This is a genomic window from Cohaesibacter intestini (genome assembly GCF_003324485.1).
Lineage (GTDB): Bacteria > Pseudomonadota > Alphaproteobacteria > Rhizobiales > Cohaesibacteraceae > Cohaesibacter > Cohaesibacter intestini.
In genome coordinates, this window is record NZ_QODK01000003.1 from 630,552 (window position 1) to 649,531 (window position 18,980).

23 protein-coding genes are annotated in these 18,980 nt (G+C 54.4%); all 23 read left to right on the forward strand.

Features of this window, described 5'->3' with window-relative positions:
- Position 1: 1 nt before the first annotated feature.
- Complete coding sequence (locus DSD30_RS13540; RefSeq protein WP_114010186.1) at positions 2-184, forward strand: hypothetical protein; 183 nt, start codon at positions 2-4, stop codon at positions 182-184.
- A gap of 184 nt (positions 185-368) precedes the next feature.
- Positions 369-1,082: an HK97 family phage prohead protease gene (locus DSD30_RS13545; protein ID WP_114010187.1), complete on the forward strand. Its 714-nt coding sequence runs from the start codon at positions 369-371 to the stop codon at positions 1,080-1,082.
- A 32-nt stretch (positions 1,083-1,114) separates the two neighbouring features.
- Positions 1,115-2,374, forward strand: a complete 1,260-nt coding sequence (locus DSD30_RS13550; RefSeq protein WP_114010188.1) for a phage major capsid protein — start codon at positions 1,115-1,117, stop codon at positions 2,372-2,374.
- A 116-nt stretch (positions 2,375-2,490) separates the two neighbouring features.
- Positions 2,491-3,051 carry a head-tail connector protein gene (locus tag DSD30_RS13555; protein WP_114010189.1) on the forward strand — a complete coding sequence of 187 codons (561 nt, stop codon included), beginning with the start codon at positions 2,491-2,493 and terminating at the stop codon, positions 3,049-3,051.
- 8 nt (positions 3,052-3,059) lie between these two features.
- Entirely contained in the window at positions 3,060-3,416 is a 357-nt protein-coding gene (locus DSD30_RS13560) for a phage head closure protein (RefSeq protein ID WP_114010190.1), read from the forward strand.
- Positions 3,406-3,675: a hypothetical protein gene (locus tag DSD30_RS13565; protein ID WP_114010191.1), complete on the forward strand. Its 270-nt coding sequence runs from the start codon at positions 3,406-3,408 to the stop codon at positions 3,673-3,675. Before DSD30_RS13560 ends, DSD30_RS13565 begins: the two co-directional genes overlap by 11 nt.
- Positions 3,672-4,085 (forward strand): DUF3168 domain-containing protein, encoded by a 414-nt coding sequence (locus DSD30_RS13570; protein ID WP_114010192.1) that lies wholly within the window; start codon positions 3,672-3,674, stop codon positions 4,083-4,085. Before DSD30_RS13565 ends, DSD30_RS13570 begins: the two co-directional genes overlap by 4 nt.
- 31 nt (positions 4,086-4,116) lie before the next feature.
- Entirely contained in the window at positions 4,117-4,530 is a 414-nt protein-coding gene (locus DSD30_RS13575; RefSeq protein ID WP_114010193.1) for a phage major tail protein, TP901-1 family, read from the forward strand.
- A 14-nt stretch (positions 4,531-4,544) separates the two neighbouring features.
- Positions 4,545-4,877, forward strand: a complete 333-nt coding sequence (locus DSD30_RS13580; protein WP_157967709.1) for a gene transfer agent family protein — start codon at positions 4,545-4,547, stop codon at positions 4,875-4,877.
- Positions 4,874-5,113, forward strand: coding sequence for a phage tail assembly chaperone (locus DSD30_RS13585; RefSeq protein WP_114010195.1), 240 nt, complete (start codon positions 4,874-4,876; stop codon positions 5,111-5,113). Before DSD30_RS13580 ends, DSD30_RS13585 begins: the two co-directional genes overlap by 4 nt.
- 17 nt (positions 5,114-5,130) lie before the next feature.
- Positions 5,131-5,727: a phage tail tape measure protein gene (locus tag DSD30_RS13590; protein WP_114010196.1), complete on the forward strand. Its 597-nt coding sequence runs from the start codon at positions 5,131-5,133 to the stop codon at positions 5,725-5,727.
- 323 nt (positions 5,728-6,050) lie between these two features.
- Positions 6,051-6,677 carry a DUF2460 domain-containing protein gene (locus DSD30_RS13595; protein ID WP_114010197.1) on the forward strand — a complete coding sequence of 209 codons (627 nt, stop codon included), beginning with the start codon at positions 6,051-6,053 and terminating at the stop codon, positions 6,675-6,677.
- Entirely contained in the window at positions 6,674-7,567 is an 894-nt protein-coding gene (locus tag DSD30_RS13600; protein ID WP_114010198.1) for a DUF2163 domain-containing protein, read from the forward strand. Before DSD30_RS13595 ends, DSD30_RS13600 begins: the two co-directional genes overlap by 4 nt.
- Positions 7,568-7,571: 4 nt before the next feature.
- Complete coding sequence (locus DSD30_RS13605) at positions 7,572-8,054, forward strand: NlpC/P60 family protein (protein ID WP_114010199.1); 483 nt, start codon at positions 7,572-7,574, stop codon at positions 8,052-8,054.
- Complete coding sequence (locus DSD30_RS13610) at positions 8,051-11,944, forward strand: baseplate multidomain protein megatron (RefSeq protein ID WP_114010200.1); 3,894 nt, start codon at positions 8,051-8,053, stop codon at positions 11,942-11,944. The genes DSD30_RS13605 and DSD30_RS13610 overlap by 4 nt, the downstream gene beginning before the upstream one ends.
- Before the next feature lie 41 nt (positions 11,945-11,985).
- Positions 11,986-12,192: a hypothetical protein gene (locus tag DSD30_RS13615; protein WP_114010201.1), complete on the forward strand. Its 207-nt coding sequence runs from the start codon at positions 11,986-11,988 to the stop codon at positions 12,190-12,192.
- An 80-nt stretch (positions 12,193-12,272) separates the two neighbouring features.
- Entirely contained in the window at positions 12,273-12,518 is a 246-nt protein-coding gene (locus DSD30_RS21580) for a hypothetical protein (RefSeq protein WP_157967710.1), read from the forward strand.
- A 268-nt stretch (positions 12,519-12,786) separates the two neighbouring features.
- Positions 12,787-13,113 (forward strand): PepSY domain-containing protein, encoded by a 327-nt coding sequence (locus DSD30_RS13625; RefSeq protein WP_114010203.1) that lies wholly within the window; start codon positions 12,787-12,789, stop codon positions 13,111-13,113.
- Positions 13,114-13,175: 62 nt separating this feature from the next.
- Positions 13,176-13,841 (forward strand): response regulator transcription factor, encoded by a 666-nt coding sequence (locus DSD30_RS13630; RefSeq protein ID WP_114010204.1) that lies wholly within the window; start codon positions 13,176-13,178, stop codon positions 13,839-13,841.
- 77 nt (positions 13,842-13,918) lie between these two features.
- Positions 13,919-15,268, forward strand: a complete 1,350-nt coding sequence (locus tag DSD30_RS13635) for an ATP-binding protein (RefSeq protein WP_157967711.1) — start codon at positions 13,919-13,921, stop codon at positions 15,266-15,268.
- A 165-nt stretch (positions 15,269-15,433) separates the two neighbouring features.
- Positions 15,434-15,907: an RT0821/Lpp0805 family surface protein gene (locus DSD30_RS13640; protein WP_114010206.1), complete on the forward strand. Its 474-nt coding sequence runs from the start codon at positions 15,434-15,436 to the stop codon at positions 15,905-15,907.
- 170 nt (positions 15,908-16,077) lie between these two features.
- Positions 16,078-17,490: a hypothetical protein gene (locus DSD30_RS13645; protein WP_114010207.1), complete on the forward strand. Its 1,413-nt coding sequence runs from the start codon at positions 16,078-16,080 to the stop codon at positions 17,488-17,490.
- A gap of 240 nt (positions 17,491-17,730) precedes the next feature.
- Entirely contained in the window at positions 17,731-18,960 is a 1,230-nt protein-coding gene (gene ccmI, locus DSD30_RS13650) for a c-type cytochrome biogenesis protein CcmI (RefSeq protein ID WP_157967712.1), read from the forward strand.
- The last annotated feature ends 20 nt before the right edge of the window (positions 18,961-18,980 follow it).

The window sequence follows — 18,980 nt, forward strand, 5'->3', positions numbered from 1 at the left end:
TGTGGGCGATGCTTTGCAGATTTTTGCCAACAAAGGCGATCTGGCCCATGTGGCTCTCTTTCTCTGGGCCAGTGCTGCCAGTGCCTTGTTGGTTTGGAGCCTCAGAGAGCAGGCCGCGTCCAACCAGCGCTTTCAGGACTTCGTGGAGGAAGTGGCGCGGATTACCAGTCTGCTGGACCCATAAACCACAATCAAGTTCATCGCGCTGGTCTGTTCGCTCGCACCAGCATCGGGAAGTCTTCGCCCAGTTTGCTGAGCGTCTGCACGCCCATCTGAGCAAGCCTCCGGTTGCACGCGCCCGATTCATGGTGATCGGTTGATTCAAGAAACGCATGTAACGATTTGAATTCACTTAAAAAGGATGATCAATGAATCGTCATCATTCCCAACTTCGCGAAAAGAAAGCCATTGCCGTCTCTCTGGATCAGGTCGACGAAAAGGGGCTTTTTGAAGGCTATGCCTGCCTGTTTGGCAAGGAAGATCTTGGCCGCGACATCATCCGCAAAGGCGCTTTTCGAGAGAGCCTGTCCAAACGCGGCATCGGTGGCGTCAAGCTGCTCTATCAGCATGATCCAGCCCAGCCAATCGGCCACTGGAAGACCATCCGCGAGGATGAACGGGGGCTGTTTGTGCGGGGGCAATTGGCGCTCGATGTCGGGAAGGCGCAAGAAGTCCACGCCATGATGCAGGCGGGCATTCTTGACGGTCTCTCCATCGGCTTTCGCACCCTCAAGGGACGCAAGGACCCCAAATCCGGCGCGCGGCATTTGCTCGCGCTTGATCTTTGGGAAATCTCCGTCGTCACCTTTCCCATGCAGCCGGATGCGCGGATATCTTCCGTCAAATCCGGCTTTCCTGACGGAGCCCCCGCCCATGGCCCCTTCAGCAAACGCGCCTTGGAACGAAAACTCATGCAGGACGCGGGGTTGTCTCGTTCCCAGACCCGGGCGCTTCTGGCGCACGGCTTTTCCGGTCTCACAGGCAAGCAGGACGCTGTCTCCACCGGTTATCCATCCCAGCTGACCCAACTGCATCGGCTGACGCTCTCCATGCACAAGGCCACCCGTAGTCTCCTCAGCTGATCAATCAACCTATTTGAAAAGAGGGATACCCAATGGATCATTCCATTCTGCCCGCTCCTGAAACCAAATCGCTGGGTGATGCCGATCTCGGCTCTGCCTTTGATGAGTTCCTGCGCTCCTTTGAAGCCTTCAAGGACGCCAATGACGAGCGTCTTGATCAGATCGAAAAACGCTCCGTCGATGTGCTGACCGAAAGCAAGGTAAACCGCATTTCGAAGTCCCTTGACGATCAGCAGGCCGCCCTTGACGGCCTGCTGCTGAAATCCCGCCGTCCGGGCCTTGGGGGCAATACGCGTTTGGCTGGTGCGGAGACAATCCACTCCATGGAACACAAAACCGCCTTTGATCGCTATATCCGTTCTGGTGTTGAGCAGGATCTGCGTCAGCTCGAAGCAAAGGCCATGGCGACGACGTCCGATCCGGATGGCGGCTATTTGGTGCCTGATCAGATCGAAGCCGAAGTCGGCAAACGTCTGGCGGCCATTTCGCCCATTCGCGCCATCGCCGATGTACGGGAAGTCTCCGGCTCGGTGCTGAAAAAGCCATTCGCCATCAGCGGCCCAGCGGTCGGTTGGGTGGGGGAAACCGCTTCCCGCCCGCAGACTGACGCCTCCACCCTGTCGGAACTGGCATTCCCAACCATGGAACTCTATGCAATGCCAGCAGCCACCCCAAGCCTGCTGGATGACGGGGCGATCAATATTGAAGAATGGATCGCGGCCGAAGTGGAGGCAGCCTTTGCCCAGCAGGAAGGCGCAGCCTTCGTCAATGGCGATGGCGTCAACAAACCAAAAGGCTTCATGGCCGAAACGAGCGTCGATGAAGCCTCCTGGAGCTGGGGCAATCTGGGCCATATCAAGACTGGTGCCGCCGGGGCCTTTGCCAGTTCCGATCCGGGTGATGCCCTGATCGAGCTGATCTATAGCCTCAAGGCGGGCTATCGCCAGAATGCCCAATTTGTGATGAACCGCCGCACGCAGGCCACCATCCGCAAACTGAAAGACTCGGACGGCAATTATCTCTGGCAGCCGCCAGCGGGCGTTGGTGCCAAGGCGTCTCTGCTCAACTTCGCCATCACCGAAGCGGAAGACATGCCGGACATCGCCGCCAGCTCCAATGCAGTCGCTTTTGGCGATTTCAAACGTGGCTATCTGATTGTCGACCGCCTTGGCCTGCGGATCCTGCGCGATCCATTCTCCGCCAAGCCTTACGTCCTCTTCTACACCACCAAGCGTGTGGGCGGTGGCGTACAGGATTTTGACGCGATCAAATTGCTCAATTTCGCAGCCTGATCCTCCCCGTAGGGGCGGCTTGCCGCCCCTCAACTGGGCCTCTGTTCCTTCCATACTTGAAAAGGGCAGGGGCTTCTTTTTGCCAATATCCAACCAAATCACGGAGGAGATCCGGCATGTCGGCGACTTTATTGACACCACCCCAGATCGAGCCCGTCAGCCTGTCTGACATCAAGGCCTATCTGAAGATCGACCATAGCGAGGAAGACGATTTGCTGCGTGCTTTCCTCACCAGTGCGCGCATCCACCTGGAACAGTTGATCGGCCAGCATCTGATCACCCAGACCTGGCGGGTTATTCTTGATTGTCCGTTCGAGCGTGTGATGAGCCTGCCTGTCGCCCCGCTTGGCGCCATTCTCAGTGCCGCTTTCCTGTCTTCCGATGGTGTTTTGGTGGATTTGGGCAGCGAAGCTTTTTGCATCAACCAACCAAGCGGCCCGGCAACCATTCGCGCCATTGGCGGTCAAGTGGCCTTGGCTGGCTATCGCCTGCAACTCGATGTCGAAACCGGCTTCGGTGCAACGGCAGAAGAGGTGCCCGCGCCCTTGCTGCAAGCCATCCGGATGATCACCGCCGAATGGTATGAACGCCGCCTGATTGCCGATCCCGGCTCTTTGCCCGCACTCTCCAAGGCACTTGCCCCATTGATCGCGCCCTATCGCGCTGTAAGGCTGTGAGGGATGCCATGACCGAGACAAACGCCACTTCCTTCGCCTTTGATCCGTCAGCCTTGCGTCATCGGATCTGCCTCAAAAAGCCAGCTGAGCCTAATGCAGACTGGCAAACACCTGAAAGCCTTGAGACCATTGCCACAGTTTGGGCTGGCATCCTGTCCGCGCAGTCGAGGCAAAATCTGGCCGCAGACCAAATCGACAATGCTGAAGAGATCAGCTTTGTGATGCGGTATCGCAGCGATCTCGATGGCATTGCGCATGTCGAAGAAGGAGGGCAAAGCTATGCGCTCCAATCCATGCATGACCCGGATCACCGCAAGAACTGGCTGATCCTTAAAGTGCGAAGCGAGATTGGTCATGGTCTCTAGCGCCCAAGCCATCAAACAACTGACGCAAAGACTTCTTGCCAAATGCGCGCCGCACCTGATGGGCGACATGCTGGCTGAGGCCGAACGCGCGGGGCTGACTCTGACGTCTGAATTGGAGCAAAGAGAGGAGAGGGCAAAAATCACCCTGTCAGGGTCCGATTTGCTAACCCACCACTATGGCACACCGGATGTGCCCGCAGACCATTCGATCACCCGTATTCTCACCGCATCCGCCAACAACAGGAGGCGTTCGCCATGACTCTTGCAGCCGCGCAACTGGAAACAGCCACTCATGCGTGCCTCATTGCAGACACAAGTCTGACCGACTTGCTCGGTGGCGCCAAGATTTACGCCCAAGCGCCCCGCAAAAGCGCCTTTCCCTATGTCACTCTCGCAGTAGCTCTGTCGCGAGATTGGAGCACCGGAACTGATGATGGGGAAGACCATCGCCTGATCCTTACGGTTTGGGCGGCGATTGATCGTCGTGGGCAACTGACGGCAATATTGGATAGGCTCTCAATCCTGATGCAAAGGGAAAACCTGACCCTTCCAAACCACCATCTGGTCAATCTGCATCACCAAAGCAGCGAAATCCGTGCCGACCCGCGCAATGGCGCTTTGCAAGCTCTGCTGCAAATGCGTGCAGTGACTGAACCGAACGCCAATTGATGTCCCTCTCACCCAATTCTGGAGATTTTTCATGACTGCACAACGCGGTAAAGACCTCTTGCTCAAAGTGCGCAACGAAGCCGACAGCGCCTTTGTCACCGTCGCGGGCCTGCGGGCGCGCAGCCTATCCTTCAATGCCGAAAGCGTCGACATCACCCACACGGAATCCGCAGGGCAATGGCGCGAATTGCTCTCCGGTGGCGGCATGCGGCGGGCAAGCCTGTCTGGCAGTGGCCTGTTCAAGGATGGCGAAAGCGATGATCGTTTGCGGTCTTTGTTTTTCTCAGGCGAAACGGTCCAGTGGCAGGTCATCATCCCAGACTTTGGCACATTGGAAGGGCCATTCCAGATTTCAGCACTCGAATATTCCGGCCAGCATGACAATGAACTGACCTTCGAGATCGCCATGGAATCCGCTGGTGCCCTCAGCTTCACAGCGCTTTAGGGGGAGCAAGGAAATTGGCAAACAAAAGACGCGGAGAGATTGATCTCACCCTCGATGGTAAGACGTATCCTCTTTGCCTGACCTTCGGGGCCTTGGCCGAATTGGAAGACAAGATGGGACTTGCCAATATCGGTGAATTGGCGGGCCGTTTTTCCAATGGACAGGTCCGCAGCGCGGATCTTATCAGGATTTTGGGCGTGGCCTTGCGTGGGGGCGGCAACGATGTCTCTGATCGACAAGCCGCCTCAATGCGTTGCGAGGGAGGGGCGGGTGCTTTGGCGGTGGCACTGGTAGAGCTGTTGCAACTCACCTTTAACCCGGAACCAAGCCCCCCAAAAACACCATGAGGGGAGCAGAAAGCCAGCATACGGGTGTCGCAGAAGTGGCTTTTCCGTGGACCTTATATTCTGCCATTGCCTTGCGGGGGCTTTGTTGGACGCCAGAGATCTTCTGGCAATCCACCCCGCGGGAAGTGTGTATGGCATTCGCGGTGAATCAGCAGATTTCGCCTCCCTTTGATCGCGCGACCCTTGATCAGTTGCAACAAGCTTTCCCCGATGAGGGGCAGTCCCAACAGTTTTGACGAAAAGAGGAAATGACATGTCCGCAGAAGTCGTGGAAACAGCGGTCATCGAAGTGGAAGCCGATCTCAAGTCCTTCACCAGGGATCTCAACGCCGCCAAAAAGCAGGCCGATATGCTGGGTGACAAGGTTGGCGATGCGATGGCTGATGCCCTGATCGGTGGCCGTAGTCTTGAACAGATTTTTCGAAATCTCGCACTGGATGTCAGTAAGGGCTTTTTGACAGCAGGCATTGCCCCTTTGCGGGAGTTGGTCTCGGGCGGCGTTTCAAATCTTGCGCAAGGCTTTCTTTCTTCCTTGCTGGGTACGTCCGCATCACAGGGCATCGTCGGCGGCATGACACCCTTTGCAACAGGCGGCGTGGTCAATGGGCCGACTTTGTTCCCTATGGGGGCAGGGGCGGGCCTGATGGGAGAAGCGGGCCCTGAAGCCATTTTGCCGTTGCAACGAGGGCCCGATGGTCGCCTCGGCGTCTCTACCGGATCTGGCCAGAGCGCAGCGGTTTCCATCGTGATGAATATAACCACACCGGATGCGCATTCCTTTGCCAAATCGGAAAATCAGATAGCAACAAAATTAGCCCGCGCCGTCGGACGGGGACGGCGCGGGCTTTAACAAGCTGGTGCAAGACGAGGAGGGGCTCGATCACCAACCAACTGACAGGAGAAAAAGACATCTCTTACTCCTTTCAATCAGCCCCCGGCGCTTCATGGAAAGAGTGAACTGTGCAGTAAGTACACTATTTCATGCGACCAACTAACTCACCTTGATCAAGATCAAGCAAAGCGTGGAAACAAACTGGACCGACCGTCTAGGCACGCGGAGTCTGCAGTTTTACGCGTCTTTTTGTCAGCCTGCGCGTTAGCACCTGAGAGGGAAAATGCCTCTCTGGTGAAGGCGATCTTCTATGTTTATCTCCTTAGACCGGATCATCAAAAATGAACGGATTTCATGAAACTCTCTTCCCCTTGCATGTAGGCTTTGGCGCTTCGGGCGGGCCGATGCGCAAGACCGACATTGCGGCTCTGGTCTCAGGCTTTGAGGAGCGCAATGCCAGATGGGCCAACTCCAGACGCAGCTATGATGCCGGCACCGGTTTGAGGTCCCTGCGCGATCTGCAAACGGTGCTCTCCTTCTTCGAAGAAAGGCGAGGGCGGCTTTATGGCTTCCGGTTTCGCGATCCCCTGGATCATGCCTCCTGTCCCATTGGTCAGCAGCCGCAGGCAAGCGATCAGTCTCTGGGCTTGGGAGATGGTGAAACGGTCAGTTTCCATTTGACTAAGACCTATGGTGGCTTGCATGTCCCCTATCAACGCAAAATTACCAAGCCAGTGGCCGGTTCGGTGCTCATCGCGGTGGATGGCGCTGCGGTCAACGATGTCGCAATCGATGAAGCAACGGGGGTGGTCACCTTTGCCACCCCGCCATACGCAGGCAGCTCGCTGACAGCAGGGTTTCAGTTTGATGTTCCGGTCCGCTTCGACACCGACCAACTGGAATTCTCACTCAGTGGCTTTGAAGCCGGCGACATCCCGTCTGTGCCCTTGATGGAGATCCGCCTATGAAAAGCCTAACCCCTGACCTCGCTGCCCACTTGCAAACGGGAGCGACGACGCTCGCCACCTGCTGGATTCTCAAACGCACCGACGGCTTCACGCTTGGTTTTACCGATCATGATGAGCCTCTGACCCTGGAAGAGGTAACGTGCGAACCTGCTACCGGCATGACAGGCTCCGAAATGCGCCAAAGCCACGGCTTTGCCAGCGATGATCAGGACATCAGTGGCATTCTGTCATCAAGTGCAATTTCGGAAACCGATTTGATCTCCGGCCGCTATGACGGCGCGACTATCGAGACATGGCGGCTCAATTGGCAGTCGCCGGAGCAAAAACTGCACTTGCGCACCGGCTATCTGGGCGAAGTGAAACGCACAGAAACTAGCTTTCAAGCGGAAATTCGCGGGCTCTCAGTGGCGATGGAGCAGGAGCAGGGCCGGATCTATCAATATGGCTGTGATGCCACCTGTGGCGATCTGCGCTGCGGTCTCGATTTGACAAGGCCGGATTTGCATTTTGATGGCACCATAATTGCCACATCCAGCCAAACAAATTTGACCGTCAATTTCACCAACCGCCCCTCTGCTGGTCGCCTCGATCTCGGTCAGATGACGCTCTTGTCCGGTGAGGCTGAGGGCATGGTGTTTGACATCATGAGCCACAACCATGCCGAAGAGCACGATCAGTTGGAGCTTTGGTTGCCACTTCATGGCGATGTGGCTCCCGGTGATCAAGTTCTTGTCCAGGTGGGCTGCGACAAGAGCTTTGCGACCTGCCGCGATATCTATGCCAATCAGCAGAATTTCCGTGGCTTTCCGCACATTCCGGGAAATGACTTTGTGCTGAGTGCCCCTGATCAGCATCAGGTCAGGGACGGTTCTACCCTGATGAAGGAATGAGATTATGAAGGCGCGATCTGAAATCGCAATTGGGGTTGAGGATATTTTGTCCGAAGCGCTGAGCTGGGAAGGTACCCCTTACCGTCATCAGGCCAGTTGCAAGGGCTTTGGTTGTGATTGCCTCGGGCTCGTGCGCGGTGTCTACAGTGCCTTCTGGCCGAATGATACGCCTATCCCCACCTACAATCCGGGATGGGCAGATGCTGGCGGCACTGAAACACTGGCAGAAGGGGCGGCTCGATATCTCGTCTCCAAGCGGCTCGAAGATCGAAGCCCCGGTGATGTGTTGTTGTTCCGCTATCGGTCCGAGTTCCCCGCCAAACATGCGGGCATATTGCTCACTGGGAACCAGTTTCTGCATGCTCACCACAATAGTGCCGTTTGCCGTGCTTCCCTGTCCGACTGGTGGGAGAGACGCATCGCCTATGCTTTCGCCTTTCCCCTGTCTCTGGCGAGACAAACCAACAAGAGGGAGATACATCCATGACAACGCTGGTTTTGCGCACTGCTGGCAGTGTGATCGGTGGCTCGTTGCTCGGGCCACTCGGTGCAGCCATTGGGGGGGCTTTGGGAGCGAGTGCTGGCTATGCCCTAGACCAGTCTCTCTTTGGTGCTGGCTCTCGTTCGGCTGAAGGTCCGCGCCTGTCTGATCTGGAGGTCCAGACGTCCACCGAAGGTGCCCCGATCACACGGCTTTATGGCCGGGCAAGGCTCAATGGTCAGATTATTTGGGCAACCAACTTCACCGAAACGGTTACGCGTCGTGAGCAGCGCACCGGCGCGGCCAAAGGCGGCATGTCTGGAGGTTCCGTCGAACAGACAACCTACAGCTATTATGCCAACTTTGCCGTCGGCCTGTGCGAAGGTGAGATCGCCTATGTCGGTCGCATCTGGGCCAATGGCACCGAGTTGGACCTCAAGGACATTGCCTACCGGGTCTATCGAGGAGATGAAGACCAGTTGCCAGACAGCCTGATCGAAGCCAAACAGGGGGCTGGCAATGTGCCCGCCTACAAGGGGCTTGCTTATGTGGTGTTCGAAGATTTGCCGCTCGGCGCCTTTGGCAACCGCATCCCGCAATTGAGCTTTGAGGTGGTGCGCCCGGTCGGCAAGCTGGAAACACAGATCCGTTCGATGGTTATGATACCCGGCGCGACCGAGTTTGGCTATGACGCGTCCGAGGTGACCCGAAAAAACGGGGAAGGGGAATGGACGAGCGAAAACCGACATACCTCTGAACCGTTGACCGATTTTGAGACCTCGCTCGATCATCTTTGCACCCTGTGCCCCAATCTGGAACGAATAGCGTTGGTGGTCAGCTGGTTCGGCTCGGATTTGCGTGCGAGTCATTGTGCAATCAGACCGGCAGTAGAAGAGTCTGGCAAAGTAACCAAAGGTGCCACATGGTCCGTCGCAGGCCTGACAAGAGGCACCGCACCGGTGGTAAGCGAAAGCGATGGCCATCCTGCCTACGGCGGAACACCATCCGATGACAGCGTCAAGCACGCCATTGCCGCTATCCGGATGCGTGGGTTGGAAGTGGTTCTCTATCCTTTCGTGATGATGGATGTTCCAACCGACAATGTGCTTGTCGATCCATATGGAAATGTGAAACAGGCTCCCTATCCATGGCGAGGACGGATTACCTGCTTTCCCGGTCCGGGTCAGCCAAACAGTGCCGACAAAACCGATGAGGTGGACGCGCAAATCGCTCAGTTCGCCACTTTGCAAGACTGGAGCTATGCTCGTTTCATCCACCATTATGCCCAGCTCGCAGCTGATGCTGGTGGTGTCGATGCTTTTCTTATTGGCTCGGAGTTGCGCGGATTGACGTGGTTGCGCAATGCACAATCCGACTATCCCTTCGTGAATGTGCTCAAAACCCTCGCCGCCGAGGTGAAGAGCATTCTGGGCTCGGACTGTCTTCTGACATATGCTGCTGACTGGAGTGAGTATTTTGGCCACCAGCCTGTCAATGAACTCGGCGATGTTCACTATCATCTCGACCCTCTTTGGAGTGATGACAATATCGATGCCATTGGGATCGACAATTATATGCCTCTGTCTGACTGGCGGGCTGGCGACAGTCATCTCGACGCGGCCATGTCTGACAATGGTCTTGATGAAGCCTATCTCCAAAGCAACATTGCCGGTGGTGAAGGCTATGACTGGTACTATGCCAGCGAGGAGGACCGCCAGTCACAGGTCAGAACGTCGATTGCAGATGGGTTGGCAGGCAAAGATTGGGTCTATCGCTACAAGGATTTGGTGAGTTGGTGGCAAAATACGCATCATGACCGACTGAATAGGCAGGAAAGCGAAACCGCAACAGCTTGGGTGCCGCAATCAAAACCGATCTGGTTTACCGAGCTCGGCTGCCCAGCCGTCCATTTGGGACCGAATGAGCCCAACCGATTCCCGGATCCCAAGTCGGTAGAGAGTGGACTGCCACACCATTCTGTCGGTGCTCGGGATGATAGCGCTCAAAGAGCGATGCTTCAGGCTTGCCACTCCTATTGGTCGAACAACGAAGCGCACAGCAATCCCGTGTCTGCGCATTACGGCGGACCGATGGTCGATCCAGATCGGATCCATCTGTGGGCATGGGATGCTCGCCCATTTCCGGCCTTTCCTCTGAGTCGGGAAACATGGGCAGACAGCGAGAGTTGGAACAAAGGTCACTGGCTTAATGGGCGCTTGGGGAGCGCCAGTTTGAATGGCGTGATCAACACCTTGCTCAAGGACTTTTCCCTGCCGATGACAACCATCTCGGCGACCTTGCCAGTGATTGATGGCTTCGTTGTGGATCGCCCCATGTCGGCCCGATCCGCTTTGGAAGGAATGTGCAGTCTATTTGGGTTGAGCATGACAACGGCCAATGACCAACTGGCATTTCACCCCATTCAGTCGGTGTCTTGTACCAGCCTGACAACTGAAAATCTGGCTGAGAGCGAAGATACACCTCATATTCTCAAGCAGGCCGAAGCTTGGGAAAGTGAAGCCGCTGCCGTGTCGGTTGGATTCAAGGAGGTGTTTCTTGACTATCGCCAGTCTGTGGCGCGCTTTGCCCAGCCTGCAGCTCGGTCGCAACGAGAGGTCAATCAATCAACATCCATCCTGTCGACACAACCTGTCATGATGAATGCTGCAAGAAACTGGCTGCGGGAGCAAAACCATGCTCGGCACTCCATTCAGTTTTCATTGCCACCTTCACAAATCGCGTTAGAGGTGGGTGATGCCATCACGTTTGATATGGACGGAAGTCCACAACGCTATCGGATCGTAGAAATCGAGGATGGCGCTTTGCGCCAGATACAGGCAACCCGACTTGCACCACGCAATGCTGCCCCGATCGCCACTCGGAGCAGAGCATCTCAACATCTTAGTCATTCGACAATGCTGCCGATTATGGAAGTCCTTCATTTGCCGCTTCTTCCCGGCCAGAGTCAAAAGCCATACGCACCCTATCTCGCGGTTTATGCCAAACCATGGCAAGGGGCAGTCGCTCTTTATCAGGGAGACAGCACTACAGGATTTTCCTTTCGCCAAACCCTTGAAGTGCCGGCAATCATGGGAAATTTGCTGTCAGATCTAAAGCCCGCTTTGCCCAATGTCTGGGATCACGGAAGCCAGCTTAGAGTGAAGATTTACAACGGTAGCTTGGCCAGCATTCAACCCGAAGCTGTCTTGTCCGGAGGCAACGCTGCGGCCATTAGGGCGCAAGATGGCTCATGCGAAGTCTTGCAATTCACCAATGCGGAACTGACCGGCGATGACAGCTGGCTCCTGACTGGCCTGTTGCGTGGTCAATTGGGTACGGAAGAAGCCGCAAAATTGGGGGCCGTCACAGGTGCGTCCTTTGTTTTGCTCGATGAGGCCGTTTTGCCATTGGAAAGCTCGGAGCGGGATTTAGGCAAATCCCTAAACCTTCGCATGGTGCGAAGCGGGCAACTGATCAATGCAGCTGATACCAGCGACCAGATGATCGACATGACTGGACGCGGAATGCTGCCTTTGTCGCCTGTTCATTTGCGCCTGACGTCTGAGGAAGGGGGCGGGTTGCACTTCAGATGGCTTCGCAGGGATCGTTTGGGGGCTGACAGTTGGACTGGTGCAACCATTCCTCTGAACGAAGACACTGAGAGCTATCAGCTTCGTATTCTACATCCTCTGACAGAGCAACTGGTGCGAGAGGAGATCGTTACTCAACCCGAATGGCTCTACACCTTGCCAGTCCGACAGGCCGACGGAATAAGCGAAACTGATCATCTGATCATCGAGATCCGGCAGATCGGTCGCACAATCGGGGCTGGAGCCAAACTGTCCAGACGCATTGATCTGGAGACCCTCGGGATTTCAGACAGTGCCCCGAACTAACTTCCTATCTTTTTGCCATCAACAAACTGAGGAGATTATTCATGATCTATTCTTCCAACACCAAGCCTTCTTGGGAATCCAAGATCAACTGGACCCAGATTATTGCGGTCTTGGCAATGGGATTGGCCATGTTCGGCATTGATCTTGAGCCAGATCTGCAGGAGCGTCTTGCGGTTGCTCTCTCGAGTATTGCTGCGGCGGTGACAATTATTTGGCGCACCTGGTTCACAACAAAAACACTCATCTAGTCGCCACCGTCTCAAAACTTCGATTGACAGAACCTGCCTCCGCAACAGATGCGGGGCTGCACCATTTGGGAGATCTCGCAATGCTGGTCCTGAAGCAACTCTGGAAACTGGTTCTTCTTCTGCTGGATTTTTGGTCACTATTAAGAGTTGTTGATCGAAGCCCGAGCCCAAAAGGGGTGACTTTGAAAAGAGACTTCAATCATGCCTATCGCAGCAAATGGCCACATTCAGCAAAAAAAACAGAAGCTGGGCACAAGATTAATGGGGCTGACCAGTCTGTTGATGCTGACAGCCTGCACAACACCGATGGCTATCGGCGGGATTGATCCGACCAAACAGACTGCTTCGCTATCCGCCCTGACTGATGTCGATGTGGAGCCTCAGGCCATTTCGTGCTTGCTGTTTGACCCAATCCTCTGGTCAGTCGACGATACCGCGCCAACTATTCTCCAAATCAAACAACACAATCGCAAACTTTCGCTCTATTGCGAAACTTCGGATGAATGATTGTCATTTCTGACTGGGCCAAAAGATGAATGGAGTAACGCGCGCATATTCATGTTCAGTTCAGTGATCATTGACTAAATTGCCCTTATGAAAATTCGGACCATCATCTCTTTTCTGCTGTTGCTGGTCTCGCTGTGGGTCATTCTTCTGAGTTTTTCAGACACAGCAAAGGCTGCGGACTGTCTGTCAGCGCAGGAGACCCGTCAGGCGATCAACAGCGGACAGGCGCGCCACGTGGCCGGAATCTCGGCCGCGGTAAGCCGTGCTGCGCGAGGAGATGTCATCAATGTCAAACTTTGTAGAGGGGGCCGCGGACTGGTTTACCAGCTCGTCACGTTGTCACGTCAAGGCGCAGTCACCCGGTTTGTGATTGACGCCAAGTCGGGAGCAATCCTCTCAAAGGGCGGCTCGTGATGGGCAGCAACTGGTTCGTTTAGGTGGATGGCAAGATTGAAGACTGAGTTTTGGGGGTGCAAATGCGTGTGTTGGTTGTTGAAGATGAAGAAGCTCTGAATCGGCAGTTGAAAGAGGAGCTTGAAGAAAATGGCTATGTTGTGGATGTCGCCTTTGACGGAGAGGAAGGACACTTTCTTGGTGATATGGAAACCTATGACGCAGTGATCCTTGATATCGGATTGCCGAAAATGGATGGCATCAGCGTTCTGGAAGACTGGCGCAGGAATGATCGCAACATGCCGGTGCTTATTCTGACAGCCCGTGACCGTTGGAGTGACAAGGTGCAGGGCATAGATGCCGGTGCAGACGATTATGTTGCAAAGCCATTCCACATGGAGGAAGTGATTGCTCGTGTCCGGGCTCTTGTCCGGCGCTCTGCAGGGCTTGCGTCGAACGAGATCCATTGTGGTCCCATTCGTCTCGATACAAGGTCTGGGCGCGTGACGGTGGATGGTAGCTCGGTCAAATTGACCTCGCATGAATATCGTCTGCTTTCCTATTTGATGCATCATCAGGGTAAGATCATCTCCCGGACCGAGTTGGTCGAGCATTTGTATGATCAGGATTTTGATCGGGATTCCAACACCATCGAAGTCTTTATCGGCCGTTTGAGGAAAAAGCTCGGCGTAGATGCCATTCAGACCGTTCGTGGTCTGGGGTATAACTTGGTCGTTCCGGGTCGATAAGTTCCATGAAGTCCATCACGCGATATTTGCTGATCAATGCCTCCATCTGGGCCATCATCGTTGCTTTTGCATCGGGGTTGCTGCTGTCGGAAATGTTCCGCTCATCAGCCCTGCAAGCTTTTGATGAGCAACTTGATATCGTGTTGAAAGTTCTGGTTGGCGATCTTGCTGGGCAGGGAGTGGACGATACCGCGCTGGCCCCTCCCACAATCGTCGGAGAACCACGCTTTGGGCTTCCTTTGTCGGGTTGGTACTGGACTGTTAGTCGCGCGGGAAGTGAAGAGATTTTGCTCGCATCAGAATCCCTCGTCGGTGGCTCCTTCTCCATCTCTCAAGATACAATCACCAGCCTGACTGATGCGTTGGGCGCAAGTGCTCAGGGGCAGGGGCCGAACGGTGAGCGGATCCGAATCCTGCAACGTGAAATCTCCTTTGCGGAAGGCAACAAACTGATTGTGCGCGTGACAGGCAATCTCGAAACCCTTGAAGAGCGGGTATCATCCTTCCAGGCTCGCGCCTGGACGATCATGGCCCTGTTCGGTGCTATTCTGCTGGCGGTTTCCACTTTCCTTGCAAGAATGGCCTTACGCCCTCTGAACCAAATGAGCGAACAGGTAAGAAAAGTTGCTGAAGGCGAAGCCGAGTCTATCGAAGGTAGCTATCCCGTTGAGATCGCGGGCCTCGTGAATGAAGCCAATCTGCTGATCGAATCGAACAAGGAAACACTCGAACGCGCACGCACGCAGGTTGGCAATCTGGCCCATGCATTGAAAACACCACTATCTGTCATCGCCAATGAAGCGCGAAAAGTCGACAACAGTCATGCGGACCTGATTCAGACCCAGAGTGACTTGATGAAGGACCAAATCCAACTCTACCTCGAACGCGCGCGTATTGCTGCCCGCCGAAGTGTGATGGGCACTACGACAGATGTTGGGCCGGTCATGTCGCGGCTGGTATCTGCCATGCGCAAAATCCACCCTGAAAAGAGCATATCGTTTCATTCCCGAATTGGGCTGCCTATCAGTTTTAGAGGCGAAGAGCAGGATTTCGAAGAGCTGGTTGGTAATCTGCTGGACAATGCGTGCAAATGGTCGAATGGGGCTGTATCCGTGACACTTGCACTCACGTCTGAGGAGCAAAAACCTGCTCGTGGCAATGGGATACCGACGGACGCCATACGCTGGCTTACAATCACGATTGAAGATGACGGTCCTGGTATGACTGATGAACAAATCGTCGTGGCACTTCAACGCGGCCATCGACTTGATGAAAGCAAGTCCGGCTCAGGTCTGGGCCTGTCGATCGTTGAAGAAATCATCTCGATGTATCAGGGAAAGCTGGTTTTGGATCGATCAGAGCTTGGAGGCTTGAAGGCTAGGATGTTGCTGCCTGCTTTGATCAAACAGCAAGTCAACGACTCTTGATAAATGGATGCCGTTGGCAAAGCTCGATGCCATCGTGATACCCGGATCGCGCCAAACTTTCGACATGATCCGGAACTACTTCATCCTTTAATGCGTTTAGTCCAAGTCAGGTCAACTTGGGGCCGGTTGTCACAGGGACCCGGTTTGTACAAATAGGGGCTAGGAATGAAAAGAAAATCAATCGCAATTGTCGCCGTCGCAGGCATGTTTCTCGCTGGTTGTCAGAGTGGCAGCTTGGGAACTAAGGAAACACTCGGTGGCCTGACCGGAGCTGTGGCAGGCGGCATCCTTGGCAACCAGGTCGGTAAAGGTGAAGGCCGTGTCATTGCAACGGTCCTCGGAACGGCGATTGGTGCGATTGCCGGTTCAGCAGTAGGCCGTGCTTTGGACGAAAACGACCAGCGCTACGCTTATGAAGCTCAGAGCAGGGCTCTGGAATATGGTCGCTCAGGGGCTCCCGTTGATTGGCGTAACCCTGATACGGGTCACTATGGCCAAGTCGTGCCTAGTCAGGCTTACACCACCAATAGCCTGATGTGCCGCGACTACACGCACACCATTTATATCGATGGCCAGCCACAGACCGCGCGCGGACAGGCATGCCGCCAGAGTGATGGCACCTGGAAACCGGTGAGCTGAGGCACGACTTGAATTATTGGAAAAGGGCGGTGCGGCTTGCATCGCCCTTTTTTTGTTGCTTTCGGACGTCAAATGACTGAATTTTGAGCGCCGGATAGGATTTTTTAAGGCTTTATAAGCTTTAAATGGGGATGAGTGAAATGAACCGAAATACCTGCCGGAGAGCTTGAATGCCAGACAATGAAAAGATGAAAGAGAAGCTAGGTCGCTATCTTTCGACTTTGTCTGAAAGTGCGCAATTGCTCCTTCTCAAAAGTTTGGAGCGCGATATTGATGCCATAAAAGAGGATCGTGCCACTCAGTTGATTCTGGAAGCGCTGCTGAATATTCGCAGGGAGATCAAACCTGCCGTTCCAGTATCAGAGTTTGTTCGGAAAGAGATTTTCAAGCCTTGCGAACCGTTCCTCTCCGAGATCGACCACATCAACAAGATACAGGCACGCATCAGCCCCGCGTCAATTGAGGCAATCTGGCTGTGGATCGCCCGTGATATTGCCAGCCCAGAGCAAAAAGCACGCCTTGAAGAAGATACCAACGATCAGGATGGAAAACTTCTCAGTGGCAAAGTGAGAACGCTTTGTGAGGAACTGACCGCATCAGCCCAAACCTATGTCAACAAGATGAAGCGTGATCCCGACATCGCGCGTAAACTCGGCAATCAGTTGGGGGGAGCAATCATCTATGAAGACTTGCTCGAAGTGTTGCTATGTCAAGAAAGGTTGGAGAACCTAAAGCCGGTGATCAGCCGGTTACCTGCAGAAATTTCAAGCTGGAACGGTCCTGAAGGGACCGAAGCCTGCAATCTTCTTTGCAAAAGAGTGCAACAGGATCCAATGAAAGCGTCGTGGGTTTTTTCAGCGGTCACCCGTCATCTGACACAGCCCCGGTTGAAACTGCAACTGGCGACGAAACTGGCCGGGTCCGATGATGCCATTCAAGTTGCTGCGACTGTCTATGCGCCTGCCGTCAAGCAGGTGATGGCAGATCTTGAAGCGAGCCTTTCCCTGTTTCAGGCTTCTTTGAAGGATGGCGGCGATAAGAGCAATACGATCAAATACTTGTCGATGTGGCGTAAGCTGACAAAGGCTCTGGAAACCGAGCTTGAGCTACCCGTGCAATCGCCATGGGGCAAATCTGTTGCAGCGATGAAGACCAAGCTTTCCGAGCTGTTGAAGCAGGAAATTGTTCCGGCTCCGGGATTGGTTCGCAAGGTATTGCGTGCCCCTAAGAATGGTGCAAAAGAGCATGTTGACGAAAGCCTGTTGAACGACGCGATGAAGGCGATTGAAATCTTCCACCACGTAGAGCGGATGAAAGACATTCTGGCGCTGAACGCAGAGATATCCCGCATCCGCAAGGAACTTGACCAGTCCTTCGAGATTCTATCGACATCGATTGTTGACAGAACCAAGCAGGCAACCGGTGAAGATGTTGAAGTCTGCAAAGTGCTCGGAGACGCTGCCGTCACTTTGGCGCAGCATGTTTTTGACGAAAATTATGCGAATTCTCTCCGGCGACAGCTCCGTGCAGCATCGATGGTTCCGGAAGTGCCGGCAACAGAACAAAAAGCGGTTGGTTCCTAAACCCGCTACTCTCGTGCCATACCTGAGTTTGCTTTGGATGATTGCCTAGCAAGGTAAGCATGATGATCCTCTGCTTGCCTGAGCATCTTCGCAAGAACGTCAGGTGTTAAATATTAAATCTTCGTAACCTGCCGGTCCAATTGACAAAAAGCAAACGTCAAACAGATGAACATGAGTTAATTTGACTTCCCACGCAAAAGCGAAATGCTGTGTCGAGACCAAATTACGAAATGGACCCCTATGTTCTGGACCTTTGCTGCCATCCTGACATTCGCCGCTGTTGCTTCGGTAATCTACCCGCTCACGCGGAAATCTCGCAGATTGCAAAGTGCAGACGCCTATGATCTGACCGTATACAAGTCTCAGTTGAAGGAGATTGACGGCGATGTGGAGCGGGGCCTGATCGCTTCGGATGAGGCAGATGCAGCACGTGCGGAAGTTGCGCGTCGATTGTTGATTGCGCAGGAATCGCTCGAGAAATCTGAGCAAACCTCTTCAAAGCGCGCCTCCAGGAAAAAGGCTGTTCAGGAGAAACCTGCGACGCCATCAACCACAGCAAAAATAGTTGGTATCGCTGCGGTCATGATCGTCCCCTTCATTTCTATGGGCCTTTATGTGGTTCTGGGGTCTCCCACGCTGCAAAGCCAACCGTTGGCAGCACGCTTGCAAAAGCCGCCAGAAAAGCAAAGTCTGACCGAGTTGGTTGCCTCGGCTGAGAAGAAGCTCAAGCAAAATCCCGATGATTTGCAGGGCTGGAAAAAGCTCGCTCCGATTTATCTTTCCATGCGTCGCCCCAACGAAGCTGTAAAGGCCTATCACAATGTTCTGCGGCTGGAAGGCGAGACTGCTGAAACACTGACGGACCTCGGTGAGGCATTGGTGGTGCGTGAAGCTGGGATTGTGTCGGATCAGGCGTTTGATTTGTTCAAGAGGGCAAATCAGTTGGACGCCCGCTCTCCAAAGCCACGCTTCTTCCTTGCCATTGCTCTTGGACAAAAGGGGCAGGAGCAGGATGCTATCAAAACCTGGGATGCGCTGATCAAGGACTCCAAGCCGAGTGCCCCTTGGGTGTCATTTGCCAAAAGCCAGATTGCAGCCTTGCAAAAACGCCTCAATAGTGATGTTGCGGGTCAGAAGACGACAACGCCGCCGCATGGCGCAATGGCACAGAAAGAGTCCACCTTGTCCGGGCCTTCCGCAGAAGATGTCAATGCGGCGTCAGAGATGACCACTGAAGATCGCCAGCAGATGATCGAGAATATGGTGTCTCAGTTGGCTGAGAGACTGAACGAGGAGGGCGGCTCTGCTGATGAATGGGTCAGGCTCATTCGCGCTGAGCTGGTGCTAAACCGTCCAGATGAAGCTGCAAAAACTGTCGCCAAAGCGATGGAGTCGCTTCAGTCGGATGTTGAAGGCCTTGAGAAGGTCAAAGCGGCTGCTCGCTCTTTGGGTGTCTCTGTCAATCAATAATATCTCGAAACCAATCAGGC

Bases quoted from the DNA above. Each gene is read 5' to 3' on its own strand.
- DSD30_RS13545 (WP_114010187.1), top strand. From the start codon at position 369: ATGAATCGTCATCATTCCCAACTTCGCGAAAAGAAAGCCATTGCCGTC.
- DSD30_RS13550 (WP_114010188.1), top strand. From the start codon at position 1,115: ATGGATCATTCCATTCTGCCCGCTCCTGAAACCAAATCGCTGGGTGAT.
- DSD30_RS13555 (WP_114010189.1), top strand. From the start codon at position 2,491: ATGTCGGCGACTTTATTGACACCACCCCAGATCGAGCCCGTCAGCCTG.
- DSD30_RS13560 (WP_114010190.1), top strand. From the start codon at position 3,060: ATGACCGAGACAAACGCCACTTCCTTCGCCTTTGATCCGTCAGCCTTG.
- DSD30_RS13565 (WP_114010191.1), top strand. From the start codon at position 3,406: ATGGTCTCTAGCGCCCAAGCCATCAAACAACTGACGCAAAGACTTCTT.
- DSD30_RS13570 (WP_114010192.1), top strand. From the start codon at position 3,672: ATGACTCTTGCAGCCGCGCAACTGGAAACAGCCACTCATGCGTGCCTC.
- DSD30_RS13575 (WP_114010193.1), top strand. From the start codon at position 4,117: ATGACTGCACAACGCGGTAAAGACCTCTTGCTCAAAGTGCGCAACGAA.
- DSD30_RS13585 (WP_114010195.1), top strand. From the start codon at position 4,874: ATGAGGGGAGCAGAAAGCCAGCATACGGGTGTCGCAGAAGTGGCTTTT.
- DSD30_RS13590 (WP_114010196.1), top strand. From the start codon at position 5,131: ATGTCCGCAGAAGTCGTGGAAACAGCGGTCATCGAAGTGGAAGCCGAT.
- DSD30_RS13595 (WP_114010197.1), top strand. From the start codon at position 6,051: ATGAACGGATTTCATGAAACTCTCTTCCCCTTGCATGTAGGCTTTGGC.
- DSD30_RS13600 (WP_114010198.1), top strand. From the start codon at position 6,674: ATGAAAAGCCTAACCCCTGACCTCGCTGCCCACTTGCAAACGGGAGCG.
- DSD30_RS13605 (WP_114010199.1), top strand. From the start codon at position 7,572: ATGAAGGCGCGATCTGAAATCGCAATTGGGGTTGAGGATATTTTGTCC.
- DSD30_RS13610 (WP_114010200.1), top strand. From the start codon at position 8,051: ATGACAACGCTGGTTTTGCGCACTGCTGGCAGTGTGATCGGTGGCTCG.
- DSD30_RS13615 (WP_114010201.1), top strand. From the start codon at position 11,986: ATGATCTATTCTTCCAACACCAAGCCTTCTTGGGAATCCAAGATCAAC.
- DSD30_RS21580 (WP_157967710.1), top strand. From the start codon at position 12,273: ATGCTGGTCCTGAAGCAACTCTGGAAACTGGTTCTTCTTCTGCTGGAT.
- DSD30_RS13625 (WP_114010203.1), top strand. From the start codon at position 12,787: ATGAAAATTCGGACCATCATCTCTTTTCTGCTGTTGCTGGTCTCGCTG.
- DSD30_RS13630 (WP_114010204.1), top strand. From the start codon at position 13,176: ATGCGTGTGTTGGTTGTTGAAGATGAAGAAGCTCTGAATCGGCAGTTG.
- DSD30_RS13640 (WP_114010206.1), top strand. From the start codon at position 15,434: ATGAAAAGAAAATCAATCGCAATTGTCGCCGTCGCAGGCATGTTTCTC.
- DSD30_RS13645 (WP_114010207.1), top strand. From the start codon at position 16,078: ATGCCAGACAATGAAAAGATGAAAGAGAAGCTAGGTCGCTATCTTTCG.
- ccmI (WP_157967712.1), top strand. From the start codon at position 17,731: ATGTTCTGGACCTTTGCTGCCATCCTGACATTCGCCGCTGTTGCTTCG.